Genomic DNA, 12,537 nt, shown 5'->3' on the forward strand with positions numbered 1-12,537 from the left:
TCCAGGGAAGGTTATGCCCAGACGCGCGGCTAGCAATGACCCATGCTCCCCGATAGTGATCTATCTTTAAGCGTCAGTAACATGAGCGCATTTATTATTACACAATTTCAACAACACAGGGCTTCGCAAATCATAAAAATTAATTGCTGCGGCAGTGAGCATTTTACTCTATTCTCAGTGCCTTATGTTTATGGCCGCCGAAATGGGCCTAAATGCCTGTATATGTTGAATTAACCGCTTACTTAAGTCCCAGATCCTCAGTACACTTCAAGGTGAGTATGGATTCCAAACTTCCACTGCGCGCTTGCAGCTGACGTCCGGCTCGGTTAACTGACCGCACCGTGCCAAAAGCAGACTTTAAGTTGTCCAAGAACAGCTCTCATATCTTGGCCTATTTATGTCGACCACCACTTATAAACTTTAGCGAAGCTGCTCATGCGATCACAGACTATATCGTCGGGTATTACAGCTCGCTAAGGCCGCATGACTATAACGGTGGGTTACCCCCAAACGAATCGGAAAACCGATACTGGAAAAACTCTAAAGCGGTGGCCAGTTTTAGTTGACCACTACAATATTCTCAGCACAGGCAGACCCTGAGACGCGTAGAACGACAGCACACGTTCATTCAGCAGATCTGCTGCTGTAATCGGCGTTTTGGTGACATACAGCCTGCAGTGAGCAACCTTCGGGTAGGTATCCACGAACGTCTGCTGATAAATACGTCCAACACCTTTCAGGCTCCCCACGTAGAACGTGTCCTGAGACCCCAGATAACCCGGATGAGCGGTTTCAATTTCGCCACAGGCCTCGTCATCACTGGCTTTACGTTCCAGTGCGGCGATCTGGCTGTCAGTCAGTTCGATACCCTCACGAGCCATTTTTTCTTCCAGTGCTTTAAGGCGCTTTTTGAAATTCTCAAGATTGTAGCGCAGCCAGACAGAACGGACGGCACTTCCTGAGATAAAAACGCCCTGTCTACGCAGCTCATTGCTGGTTCGGTGTTGGCCATGAGCAGGGAATGCAACAGCATAATCAGCAACGGCCTGCTCAGTTGCATCGTCAGTACGATTTTTGAGATTGGGAGCGCGTAGGCTGCGATTAATCAGCGCGTCCACGCCGCCTTCATCAGCCAGTTCACGATAACGGTAAAATGTATCACGGGAGACGCCCATGATTTTACAGGCTTTAGATACGTTGCTGAGTTCTTCAACCAGATTAAGCAAACCAGTTTTGTGTTTGATGACGGGATTGGTAGTATGAAGTATGAGAGTCACCTCGTGTTTTGTATAAAGATTCGACACCCATATCAAAACCGGTAACTCTCAACCTTTCAAGGCCATATGTCAGATCAAGTCGCGACTAATACATATTACTGGCAAAGTTTCTCCATCACCTGCAAGTGCTTCAAGTAAAGAGTCAATGGTGATCGACCTTTCTCGTTCCATAAATTGATCTTCTCTAATTCGAAAGCCTGGCGCGGAAGCTTCTTTAACAAGCAACAGGGACAAACCACATCAATCTTTGCCATCAATCATCCAAAAGGCAGAGAGTACAACAACACTAAGTTTGCGTCACGACCAGGATTTTTGAAATTTAAGCTACCGAGCGGGATATCTTCAGATGTCCCCTTTCTCAAAGATGTCCTCGCGCAACGCATCGCTTTGTGTCCTCCCGAGCCATCTGGCATGAAAGTGAAGAAAAGTACATTCAGTGCCCCAGGCTGACCGGGTTGCGTTCCGTATGTCAGTACTAACAGATGGCATAAATATGGTAAGAATGATAATTGTGATAAGTTTGTCGTATTAGACAAGTTTGATAAGTTTTTTGCACGATGAAGTGCGCGCAATCGACATCACTGCTATCCGGCTTCGCGTTTTTGAGGGTCGGAAATACTTTTAGTCCGGAGTGTAAGATGAACCTTTCACCAGCAAGAGAAAAAATGCCTTCTGGCGATCCTGCCGCCCCCGCAGTAGCGATAGCCATGAAAGGCGTAAAAAAACAGTTTTTAGATCATGATGATAACGCAGTAGACGTCATCAAAGATATTTCCCTCAATATTTATCACCAGGAATTTATCAGCATTGTCGGGCCCAGTGGCTGCGGAAAAACCACGATGTTTAACATTATTGCGGGGCTGCTTTCCCCGACGGCGGGCGACATCCAGGTGTTCGATCCGTACTATGCCATGCCGGGTAAAGGGCGTGTGGGCTACATGCTGCAAAAGGATCTGTTGTTTCCGTGGCGTACTATTCTAGATAACGTTTGTCTCGGTCTGGAAATCAACGAGATGCCGAAGAAGGATCGGCACGAACGGGCAATGATGTATCTGGATAAATACGGACTGGGTGATTTTGCCCACGCTTATCCGGCCACGCTTTCGGGGGGGATGCGGCAACGCGCAGCATTGATCCGTACTCTGGTCATCGATCCTGACATCATTCTGCTCGACGAGCCGTTCTCTGCTCTGGACTACCAAACCCGACTGGTACTGGAAGAGGAAATCCTGACGATCCTCAACGAATACAGAAAAACAGTGGTGTTGATCACCCATGATATTGGCGAAGCGATTGCCATGTCCGATCGTATTGTGGTGATGTCTCAGCGGCCAACCTGGAACAAGAAAACCTACGATATTGGTCTTGCTAGGCGGCACGGTTCTGCCATGGGCGCCCGTAAAGATCCTCAATTCCAGGCCTTCTTCGATGCCATCTGGGCTGATATGGATATCCAACTGGGGGAACATGCATGAGTAAATCCGCTGTTGTTGTTGGTAAAACTGTCCCGGATCGCGCCCGCCAGGGACGTCAGCGCATAAAGCGCTGGCTGTCACTATTGCGGGATAATGGTTGCCGGGTATTACTCCTCGTCGTCATTGTCGCCCTCTGGCAACTAGGGGTGAACGCCGGTGTGGTAAACGCTTTTCTGATGGGATCGCCAGCGGGTATTTGGCAGGAATTTTTACGTCTGGTGGCGAATGGTGAGCTGTTAAAAAATACCTGTGTCACGGTATATGCCACTGTAACTGGATTTGTGCTGGGCAGTTTGCTCGGCTCATTTTCCGGGCTTTTATTGTGGCATACGCCAATGCTGGCTCGCATTCTCGATCCTTTTTTCATTGCACTCAACAGCCTGCCGAAGATCGCTTTGGCACCGATCATCATCATTTGGTTTGGTTCCGGGCTGTTTTCCAAAATTGCGCTGGCCTTTATCGCTACCTACGTCGTGGCGTTACTTTCCGCATGGCAAGGCACACACCAAATTGATGACAATCAGGTAAACCTGATGCGTTCCCTGGGGGCTAACCGTAACCAGATTTTTCGTAAGGTGGTGGTGCCTTCGACCCTGCCGTGGATTATTGCGGCTTTTCGACTGAATATCGGTTTTGCCCTGATTGCTGATATCGGCGGTGAGTTCATCTCCTCCGATTACGGTCTGGGGAAAATGATTTTCGTCGCCGGCAACCTTTTCAATCTCAATGTTGTGTGGGTTGGCGTCTTTGCGTTGCTGATTGTTGCCATTGTGCTCTACCTGGTCGTGGTTCAACTACAACGCTGGTTACTGCCCTGGGAACGTCAGCAAACACATCGCTAGTGGTACCGTTTCGTAGTTCCTTAACGCCTTAAGAAGGAAAGTAAAATGAATAAAATCGTTGCATGGGTGTGCGCGGCGCTGTTTACCGTTTTTTCCGTTAATGCATCAGCGGCTGACGCGAAGCCCGATCGCGTATTGGTGACCGAAGCATTCCACTCTTTATTGTATCTGCCGGTTTATGTTGCCAGACAACAGGATTTTTTCGAAAAAAACCAGATAGACGTAACGTCGATTCGCTCGGCGGGTTCAGGACCAACTGCGCTGGCGGCGGTGCTGTCTGGTGAAGCACAATTTTCCGTACATGGCCCGGAGCATGTCGGATTCGCTCAACAAAAAGGGGGAATGGCCAAAGCAGTCAGCGCGGTGGCTAACAGTGCGCCAGTATGGATTGTGGCTAAACCAGATTTTAAATTCTCTTCATCGATGGATTTAAAAGGCAAACGGGTGGTCGTTGGTCTGGCGCCAGGGACGTCGAATACGCTGCTGTTACGTTTGTTAGCTCAGAACGGATTGAATCCGAAGACGGATGTGGAAATTAACGAAGTGCAAAATGGTTCGGAACTGGGTCCGTTGTTAGCGGGCCGCGCGGATGCTGCTGTAGTGTATGAACCTCAGGCAGATCAGGGGATAGGGCAAGGGCTGAAAGTGATTTACGATTTTACGCGTGACTACCCGGAGTATGCATTCTCCACCATTAATACCTCGGAGAAAATGATTACCGATAATCCACAGCTGGTTGCGCGCTTTGTTAAAGCTATCAATGAATCGCTGGCGTTTATCCATCAACATCCCGATGTTGCCAAACAGGTTGCTCGCCAGGAATTTGCCGGATTGAACGGCAGCGTGGTAAATGCGGCGGTACAGCGGATGATTGACAGCAACGTCTATCCCGCCAGCGCGGTTATTTCTCCAGAAGCGTTTACAACCGCGATTAGTATTCAGAAGTTTGTCGGTAATATCACGCAGGATATGCCTTATACGCAAATCGTTGACGGCCAGTTTGCTGCCAGACCATAACAAGGATATGAGTGCATGAAGAAAATGTTGGATACCTCGCCCTTTGCCACGATTGCCGCTACCCGGCGGCAACTGGCGGCTCGCAAGATTTCTCCGAGCGAGTTGTTGAGCCATTTTCTGGCGCGTATCGAGCAGCTTGACGGCGAGGTCAACGCATGGCGTTATCTTGATAAAGAAGGGGCGCGTCAACGCGCCCTTGACCTCGACCAGCAGATGGACGCCATTGCTTGCAAGCCTGCGCTGTTTGGCATTCCTTATGGCGCCAAGGATATTTTTCATACCCGCGGTTTGCCGACAGAAGGGGGGTCAAAAGTACTAAAAGGCCATATCTCCAGAGAAAACGCGAGCGTGATCGACAAGCTTGAGAGTCAGGGAGCATTGTTGCTGGGGAAACTGACTACCACTGAGTTTGCTAATCTGGGCACACCGCCTAAGACGGGAAACGCCTGGAACCCGGCGCATACGCCCGGTGGTTCAAGTAGCGGATCTGCTGCCGCCGTCGGCGCGCGTATGGCGCTGATGGCATTGGGCACACAAACCGCCGGATCGCTGTCTCGTCCGGCAGCATTCAATGGTGTGACGGTACTGAAAGCGACCTATGGGCGTATCAGCAAAGCGGGGGTAATCCCCGCCAGTTGGTCTCTGGATCATGTTGGCGCTTTTACTCATACTGTGGAAGATGCGGTGCTGGTGTTTAATGCGCTTTCCGGCCCGGATCGTCGTGATGACACCACGTATTTCTTGCCCTATACGCCACTACAGCTGCGTGAAGATCACAATTACACCGTGGGGATCGTAGAGCATCCCTATTACGCTGATGTGGATGACGAAATTGGCGCAGCTTGTTTGCAGGCAATGGATGACCTGGTCGGGCAAGGTGTTAAGCTCAAACGTATCGCGCTCCCGGAAAGTTTCGACGCAGCTTGCCGTGCCCACCATGTTGTTATGCAAGCAGAGTGCGCGGCGTATCATCAGGAAATCTTCTTGCAGAAGCCGACGCTGTTCGGCGCGTATTTGCAGGAATTTCTGCAACAGGGTCTCGCGATCTCTGCGCAGAAATACTTGCAGGCGCAGCAGGTGAGAATGCGTTATCGCCGTGAGCTGACGGCCTTGTTCGATGAAGTGGATATCTTGATGACGCCAGCAACGCCGACATTAGCTCCGTATGGTCTCGCGACAACCGGGTCTCCTGCTTACAATATGCCGTTTACCAACGCGGGCGTACCGACGTTGACGCTGCCGGTGGGGATTTCAACAACGGGTATGCCGATGGGCATACAGTGGGTTTCCCGTCACGGTAACGAGCAGGCGCTGGTGGATTTAGGCATGCTTTATCAACAGATCACAGACTGGCATGCCTGTCTGCCGCCACTCTGTCAGGTATAATGGTTGATAACTGCGTGACGCCTCCATAAGGCAGGCGTCACGCGATGAGACCACAGGATGTACCGGTCTGGTATACTGCATGCTTTTCCGGTCAATGGGATACATATGTAATGTACGATAAATTATTGACGGTTTCTGATGCGGCTAAAATGCTGGGGATCTCCGCCAGCACGTTACGTCGACTGGAAGAGAACGGCGAGGTCAAAACCTATGGGCTGAAGGTGGTTTATACCCCTGGTGGTCAGCGTCGTTACCTTGCTGACGAGATTCAACGGGTTTTCACGCAGACGGGTTTTGCTCACAAGATCGGCTTTGGTAACAAAGCGGCGATTTTGGTGCGGGATGTTACCTACGCCTTCATGGATTCCGGTTCGACGCTGGCGATTGATACCCCGTTTGATAAACAAGGCTTGCATCAGTTGTTGACGCTCGCGGCACAGCGTGGACTACCAACGATATTTACCCGCACAGTTTATCGTCCTGAACATGCATTCTCCTGGCTGTGGGGGAAAAAATACCCGTTTATTACCAGGTTGACAGAAGATGCCTACCTTAACCAGATCGATGAGGCATTGGCGAATGCGCCTTTTTCGCGTAACCATGAAACGTACTATATTTCTGATTTTTTTGGTAATACTTTAGATGTATGGTTAAAGCAGCAAGGCATCGACACTATTATTCTGGGCGGCGTTACTGCCAGCGGCAGTATTCGTGCTACCGCCATTGAGGCGTTTCAGATGGGGTTTCATGTTATGGTGCCGCGCGAAGTGATTGGCGATCGCAGCCAGTCATTGCTTGATTTCACCTTGCTGGATCTTAATGCCCGCTATGCTGATGTATTAAGTCTTGAAGAGGTGTCCGGGTGGCTGACGACTTTACCATTCGTGCCGGGTGATTCAACGATGCATCATTGCCAGTCCGATGAGTTGAGTGAATGATGCATGTCCTTGGGCGTTTGATTATGTTGTAATTTACCCATCGTCATCCGGTATCAGACGCGATATTTATTCGAACTGCCATCTATGATGACTCATCAGACCGGTCATGTCGCGTAATTGCGAGTCATCTCGTCTTTCCTCATCGACGTACCGGTTGCGGTGACGGTTACCTTAATGAAGGCAGGCGCTGTGGCTGATACTGATCAGTTAATGGGCGGCAGGACATGCTTCATCTGTCGGGACCCGAGATGACTCGTCCCATCCATGGGGCTTTTCCTTCCAGGGGCGGCGCAAGTACTGTTCAAAATAAACGCCCTCGCTTTCACTTTTCATGTCGGCATAAGCATTGAACGGTTACCAGGCACGTGGAACAGGCACACAAAGGACAAATATCAAGCATCATTATTCAGGCGCTGCATCGATAACTCTCGCCAGGGGATGGCAAGAAACGGCATTGCCAACAACACCAGTAGTTCTTCATCGCTGCCCAGGTTATTAAAAACTATACGTTGTACCCCGCTGAGCGGCCAACCATCTGCGAGGCGGTCGATAAGAATAAACCTATCATCGCTGCAGGTTTCCCCTGGCGTCACGACCCGATAGAACCAGCCGTTGCGCGATTGTTGATGCATGATCTCCGGCGCATTCGGATCCTGTAGTCTTTCGGCCATGGTCTGGCAGGCGACTCTGCCCCAGGAGACCAGGCTGTGTCCCTTAATCACCTGCTCTATAGTAACTTCCTGTTTCCACAACACATTGAACTATGGCTCGGTTAGTCAGCTTGGAAGCATTGCTGTGCTGGCTAGCGTTGTCAATGATTGACCTGCCCCCAGGATTAGATACAACCTTCAGTTAGTAATGTCGGTTGGTTGACCCTGACCCCGAATATGATCCAGTCGTAATCAGGAATAACCGGCTTCATGTTGGCTGCATATTCTGGCAACCGGCAGACTTCTCAGCGAATTCGAATGGCGTCATCCAGCCCAGTGCAGAATGGGGACGCCTCTGATTATAGTGTATGCGCCAGGCTTCGATTTTGCACTGTGCATCCTCCAGAGACATGAACCAGTTCTCGTTCAGACATTCCTGTCGCAGCCTGCCATTGAACGACTCCACTGTGGCATTGTCCGTCGATGTTCCCGGCCGGGAAAAGTCTATACGGATCCCCCGTTCATACACCCACTTGTCCAGCTTTTTCCCTGCAAATTCAGAGCCGTTATCGGTTTTCAGCAACTGGGGTAAGAGACGTCTGAGCGCAATGGTGTTCAGCATCTCAGCGACCTCCGTTGAGCGCAGATTCTGGCCCACGCAGATCCCCTGACATTCGTGTGTGTAGAGATCAATGACTGTCAGCAGACGTAACCGACGCCCGTCAAATAAGGCATCAGAGACAAAGTCCATGCCCCAGACATGATTCGGATACAGCCCCTCAGGCTGGGGCTGTCGGCGCTGTGCCGATTTATTCCGGCGTGGGCGTTCGAGAAGCAGGGACAGCTCCTGCTCGCTGTAGAGTCGGTAAATGCGTTTATGATTATCCCGCCAGCCCCCCACCTGAGCATGACGTGAACCCTGCGGTAGCTATAGTAAACCCGGGTTTCGGTGATCTCCCTGATACGGAGGCGCAACGCACTGTCGTCTGCTGCTACAGAACGGTAGCGGAAAGAGCTGCGCCTGACCCGTAGCGCAAAACATACCTACCTCTCACTGGCTCCGTAGCGTGCCTGCAGGTCCCGGCCCCATTCGCGCAGACATTCCAGCGTCAGTTCTTTTTTGCCGTCACATCCTGCAGCATGGCCTTGTCGAGGCTCAGATCGGCAACCAGCTTCTTCAACCTGAGATTTTCTTCCTCAGGCTGCCGCATGTGTTTCAGCTCCGAAGGAGAAATCCCGCCGTGTTTCTTGCGCCATGTAATGGGATGGACTACCTCCTCCCGCTGCGGTTAACTATACGAAATGTGCCCATCAGGAGAATCACCATGAATATCGTATTTCTGGGTATTGATCTGGCTAAAAATGTTTTTCAGCTCTGCGGGTTAAACCAGGCCGGCAAACCGGTTTATACGAAACGAACTGGCCGAAAAGAATTGCTCCAGACGCTGGCAAATATTCCTGCATGTCTGATTGGGATCGAAGCGTCCACCGGGGCATTTTACTGGCAGCGTGAGTTTGAGAAACTGGGGCACAAAGTAAAGGTCATCAGTCCTCAGTATGTAAAACCCTTTGTCCGCGGGCAAAAAAATGACGGTAATGATGCACAGGCCATCGCAGTGGCTCTGATGCAACCGACAATGCAGTTCGCGTGCCACTAAAAAGCCCGGAACAACAGGATATCCAGGCTTTACACCGGGCAAGGCAGCGTATTGTCAATCACCGCACTGCTACAGTCTGTCAAATAAGAGGACTGTTACTTGACCGGGGGATCCCCATTGGTAGCGCAGTCTCCAGAGCCCACTGGGCTATTCCCCTGATCCTTGAAGATGCAGAAAACGGTCTGAGCTCCCGTATGCGCAGAACAATTGCCGAGCTCTATGATTTCTTTAACGATCTCGGGCGTCGGATCCATTTTTTTGATATTGAAATTGAAACAGTATTCAGGCAGTCAGAAGCCTGTCAGCGTATAGCCAGAGTTAAAGGCATTGGCCCTGAAACGGCCACGGCAGTTGTTGCCGCTATCGGCAAAGGAACTGAATTTAAGAACGGCCGCCACTTTGCTGCATGGCTGGGACTGGTTCCACGCCAGCACTCAAGCGGCGACAGGCTGGTACTGATGAATATGACAAAAAAGGGCGACAAGCATCTGCGGACACTTTTTATTCATGGTGCCCGCGCTGTCGTCAGGGTTGCCACGAATAACAATGATGGTCATATGAATCAGTGGGTTAACCAGTTAAAGGCGCGGCGTGGTTTTAATAAAACGACCGTGGCGGTCGCTAATAAAAACGCGAGAATAATCTGGTCGATGCTGAGAAATGAGACCGAGTATCAGGTAGTGTGAAATTAATCCCCTGCCAGAAAAAGTTGCAGCGTACTGAGAAATGGTGACAGGTTGCACCTGCACAATCGGAACCTGATTTTTATACTGGCCTAAGAGGCCGTCCAGTTGTTGAGGCGATTGTGTGCGGATTACCCATTTGGGCACAGATTTTCCTGATGCCGGATAGATGTAAGCAACAACCCAAAACCAGATTCAGTACTTGCAAAACGGAGGTAGTCCATAGATATAGAACGTGGCATCGGAAATGGCGTGCTTACGGCAGAGCTCACGGGCAGAAACTCCGGCTTCCGCTTCGCGAAGAATACTGATGATCTGTTCGTCGGAAAAACGCTTCTTCATGGGGATGTCCTCATGTGGCTTATGAAGACATTACTAACATCGCGGTGTATTAATCAACGGGCAGCAGGTCAGTACTGCGTGGCCCCAATTCATTAATGAACTTAGCAGAAAGAGTCGAGCCGATTATAGAGGCCACGACGAACCCAGGCTAGTACTCCAGTCCACCATTTTCTTGAATGATAGTTGGTGGATGTCATTGGTGGCGGCTTCTATGTCGTCATTCATACCGGTGCGCTGGTCAACTCCAGCCTTAAGCGCTGCTATCTGGGAACGTTTCGGCGGATACTGGTTGGCCTCCGAAATATTTCGAGGCCCTCAGTTATCCGCAACAACCGGCCGATCTGCAAACCAATACCTTCCAGCACTACCGTTTTCCTAACACTGGCGAGCTGGAGCAATGGCCGCTGCCGACCAAATTGGGAAAGGATATGCCCGATCTACCGCACGCGCTAATCTGCAATAGCGTAGAAATGCGAATTTATCCGGCATTGCAAGGTCAGGGGTGGCAGACTTCATCGTTGCGGAGAACTTGCGCGCGGGACGGCTACAAATCATTCTCGATGACTCATTGATAATAGTATAATAGTGGCCAACTATGGGTTCTCTGGCCCGCCAGCCGAGACTTGTCGCCAAAGATTCGGACTTTCCTTGACTGCATGATTGATCGATTGTATTTGATGGGCAGCCCTCCGAGTAGGTGATTCGCACGCTCTAGTAGACCAGTGGATAACAAGGCAATCCTCAACTATTCGCAACAATAAGGTGATACTACATTCCACTGGATCCACCACGCAGCAGGTATCCACTGAGGGCGTGATAGTGCAAATACTGCATACTCACAATCATCGGCATCGTTCCTATGGCCAGACGTGATTTGATGATTTTGTTAAAGCGGTTGTTCACACCATCGCGTAAAATCAGCGAAGCTATTAACACAAGGTTTCTCATCACTTCAGAACGTTTAGCCATGCGGTCGAGCATTTGCGATCGATAAGTCATCTTGGCTATCGGGATTCTTCTATCATGCCAACAATCCACCAGACAGGTGGCCACCGGAAAGCGGCACCGGGTAGCGAAAGAGAGGAGATATCGAGAGGACTGGTAGCAAAGCGCAGTATATAAGAAAGCCTCGATAACCCGAGGCTTTCTTATATGTTGTGTATGGTATTATATTATTTAATTAACTATTACCATGTAATCATAGGCCTTTTCCATACCACTTTCCCTTTTTTTACTTCTTTTATAAAAAGGATTTTTTTGATGAGAATAAAAAAACAAATGAAAGCAAAAAACATAGGAATACATGCGCCAATACTATGAGATGACAGAAATGTTATAAGTGTTCCAAAAAATGCGGCTAGCAAAGACGTACATGCAGATATCAAATTTATCTTTACACGCGCCTCTCTTGATACATAGCCTTTAATTTGAAATGCGTGACACCTGTTACAGCGATTCACATTAATTAATACTGAACCACAAAATGGACATCTGCCATCTTTTTCAATCATTTTTTAACACTCAATATAGTAGTAATTATTCATCCACAACCGTCCCTGACAAGCGCTATCAACAACAGAAAATACTTTATTCTTTTGCTCTATTGTCTCAACGCCTTCAACTATAATGAAATTACAGTGTGATTTAATCTCTTCTAATATCTGTACGACATTATTTTCATGCTGAATATCCCAAAAGTAATCTTTATCTATTTTTATACATTCAAATTTAAACATTTCAATAACAGAGAAACTTGTTAAACCTCTCCCAAAATCATCCAACCATACTGGGCACAATTTGGAAAGAAATTTCAAGTCAGCCATGCAACATGAATTTTTGAACTCATGAAATTCTTCGTTCATCTCAAAAGCAATATTTTTTTGGTTTTTTAGGTATTCGCAAATGTAATTATCATTTAAAATATAATCGCTGATGATGCTATCAATGTTCATTGAGACGGTTTTAAAGTCCAATAGCTGAGAATCAAGTCCTCCAATTATCAATAACTGTTTGTTAAATACATCAACTATTTCCTTTTCGTTTAATGAATTGAAACAAAATGCATTTTCATTAGCATCATAATCATTAGCATCGTTTTTTTTTACGTTTTTAGTAAGAATTTCCCAAGAATGAATAGATCCATCTTTTTTGTAAGATGGTTCTAAAACAAATTTATAGGATTCTATTTCCACACTGTTCTTTATCATAAAAAAACACCGGAACTAAGAATAATCCTAATCGTGTCATAAGTGAGAATGAAAGAGAAATA

At 48.6% G+C, this 12,537-nt stretch carries 8 protein-coding genes, 5 pseudogenes and 1 riboswitch; of the genes and pseudogenes, 7 read left to right on the forward strand and 6 right to left on the reverse strand.

What is annotated here, in order from left to right; genetic code table 11:
• Nucleotides 1–8 precede the first annotated feature (8 nt).
• A riboswitch (ZMP/ZTP riboswitch) is annotated at nt 9–91 on the reverse strand.
• Between the two features lie 325 nt (nt 92–416).
• Nucleotides 417–566 (forward strand): annotated as a pseudogene (locus CW267_RS11765) (IS110 family transposase); the annotation flags it as partial.
• Nucleotides 567–572: 6 nt separating this feature from the next.
• Here CW267_RS11765 and CW267_RS11770 read toward each other — a convergent pair.
• Nucleotides 573–1,268 (reverse strand): annotated as a pseudogene (locus CW267_RS11770) (helix-turn-helix domain-containing protein); the annotation flags it as partial.
• 647 nt (nt 1,269–1,915) lie between these two features.
• Between CW267_RS11770 and CW267_RS11775 the strand changes: the two are divergent.
• From CW267_RS11775 to CW267_RS11795, 5 genes are all read left to right on the forward strand, one after another.
• Nucleotides 1,916–2,752, forward strand: coding sequence for an ABC transporter ATP-binding protein (locus tag CW267_RS11775; protein ID WP_100781526.1), 837 nt, complete (start codon nt 1,916–1,918; stop codon nt 2,750–2,752).
• Nucleotides 2,749–3,594: an ABC transporter permease gene (locus CW267_RS11780; protein WP_100781527.1), complete on the forward strand. Its 846-nt coding sequence runs from the start codon at nt 2,749–2,751 to the stop codon at nt 3,592–3,594. The genes CW267_RS11775 and CW267_RS11780 overlap by 4 nt, the downstream gene beginning before the upstream one ends.
• Nucleotides 3,595–3,639: 45 nt before the next feature.
• A complete protein-coding gene (locus CW267_RS11785; RefSeq protein ID WP_100781528.1) occupies nt 3,640–4,611 on the forward strand; it encodes an ABC transporter substrate-binding protein in 972 nt (323 codons plus the stop codon).
• 15 nt (nt 4,612–4,626) lie between these two features.
• Complete coding sequence (locus CW267_RS11790) at nt 4,627–5,997, forward strand: amidase (RefSeq protein ID WP_100781529.1); 1,371 nt, start codon at nt 4,627–4,629, stop codon at nt 5,995–5,997.
• Between the two features lie 110 nt (nt 5,998–6,107).
• Complete coding sequence (locus CW267_RS11795; RefSeq protein WP_100781530.1) at nt 6,108–6,935, forward strand: isochorismatase family protein; 828 nt, start codon at nt 6,108–6,110, stop codon at nt 6,933–6,935.
• Between the two features lie 392 nt (nt 6,936–7,327).
• Here the strand turns inward: CW267_RS11795 and CW267_RS11800 are convergent, their stop codons facing one another.
• Both CW267_RS11800 and CW267_RS31240 read right to left on the reverse strand, forming a co-directional pair.
• A complete protein-coding gene (locus CW267_RS11800) occupies nt 7,328–7,657 on the reverse strand; it encodes a hypothetical protein (protein WP_100781531.1) in 330 nt (109 codons plus the stop codon).
• A 196-nt stretch (nt 7,658–7,853) separates the two neighbouring features.
• Nucleotides 7,854–8,841, reverse strand: a pseudogene (locus CW267_RS31240) (IS3 family transposase); the annotation flags it as partial.
• 69 nt (nt 8,842–8,910) lie between these two features.
• Between CW267_RS31240 and CW267_RS11810 the strand changes: the two are divergent.
• Nucleotides 8,911–9,929: pseudogene (locus CW267_RS11810) on the forward strand (IS110 family transposase).
• Between the two features lie 219 nt (nt 9,930–10,148).
• On the opposite strand, the pseudogene CW267_RS11815 reads toward CW267_RS11810, so the two are convergent.
• The 3 genes and pseudogenes from CW267_RS11815 to CW267_RS11830 form a co-directional block, all read right to left on the reverse strand.
• A pseudogene (locus CW267_RS11815) lies at nt 10,149–10,268 on the reverse strand (transposase); the annotation flags it as partial.
• A gap of 768 nt (nt 10,269–11,036) precedes the next feature.
• On the reverse strand, nt 11,037–11,237 hold the full coding sequence (locus CW267_RS11820; RefSeq protein ID WP_206053239.1) for a hypothetical protein: 201 nt from the start codon (nt 11,235–11,237) through the stop codon (nt 11,037–11,039).
• A 545-nt stretch (nt 11,238–11,782) separates the two neighbouring features.
• On the reverse strand, nt 11,783–12,475 hold the full coding sequence (locus tag CW267_RS11830) for an EAL domain-containing protein (RefSeq protein ID WP_100781534.1): 693 nt from the start codon (nt 12,473–12,475) through the stop codon (nt 11,783–11,785).
• Nucleotides 12,476–12,537 lie beyond the last annotated feature (62 nt).

This window comes from Klebsiella sp. X1-16S-Nf21 (genome assembly GCF_002837615.1).
GTDB lineage: Bacteria > Pseudomonadota > Gammaproteobacteria > Enterobacterales > Enterobacteriaceae > Klebsiella > Klebsiella variicola.

What these genes read in the sequence shown, in the direction of transcription:
- CW267_RS11820 (WP_206053239.1), bottom strand. Translation starts at nt 11,237, where the DNA reads ATGGCTAAACGTTCTGAAGTGATGAGAAACCTTGTGTTAATAGCTTCG.
- CW267_RS11780 (WP_100781527.1), top strand. Translation starts at nt 2,749, where the DNA reads ATGAGTAAATCCGCTGTTGTTGTTGGTAAAACTGTCCCGGATCGCGCC.
- CW267_RS11790 (WP_100781529.1), top strand. Translation starts at nt 4,627, where the DNA reads ATGAAGAAAATGTTGGATACCTCGCCCTTTGCCACGATTGCCGCTACC.
- CW267_RS11775 (WP_100781526.1), top strand. Translation starts at nt 1,916, where the DNA reads ATGAACCTTTCACCAGCAAGAGAAAAAATGCCTTCTGGCGATCCTGCC.
- CW267_RS11795 (WP_100781530.1), top strand. Translation starts at nt 6,108, where the DNA reads ATGTACGATAAATTATTGACGGTTTCTGATGCGGCTAAAATGCTGGGG.
- CW267_RS11830 (WP_100781534.1), bottom strand. Translation starts at nt 12,475, where the DNA reads ATGATAAAGAACAGTGTGGAAATAGAATCCTATAAATTTGTTTTAGAA.
- CW267_RS11785 (WP_100781528.1), top strand. Translation starts at nt 3,640, where the DNA reads ATGAATAAAATCGTTGCATGGGTGTGCGCGGCGCTGTTTACCGTTTTT.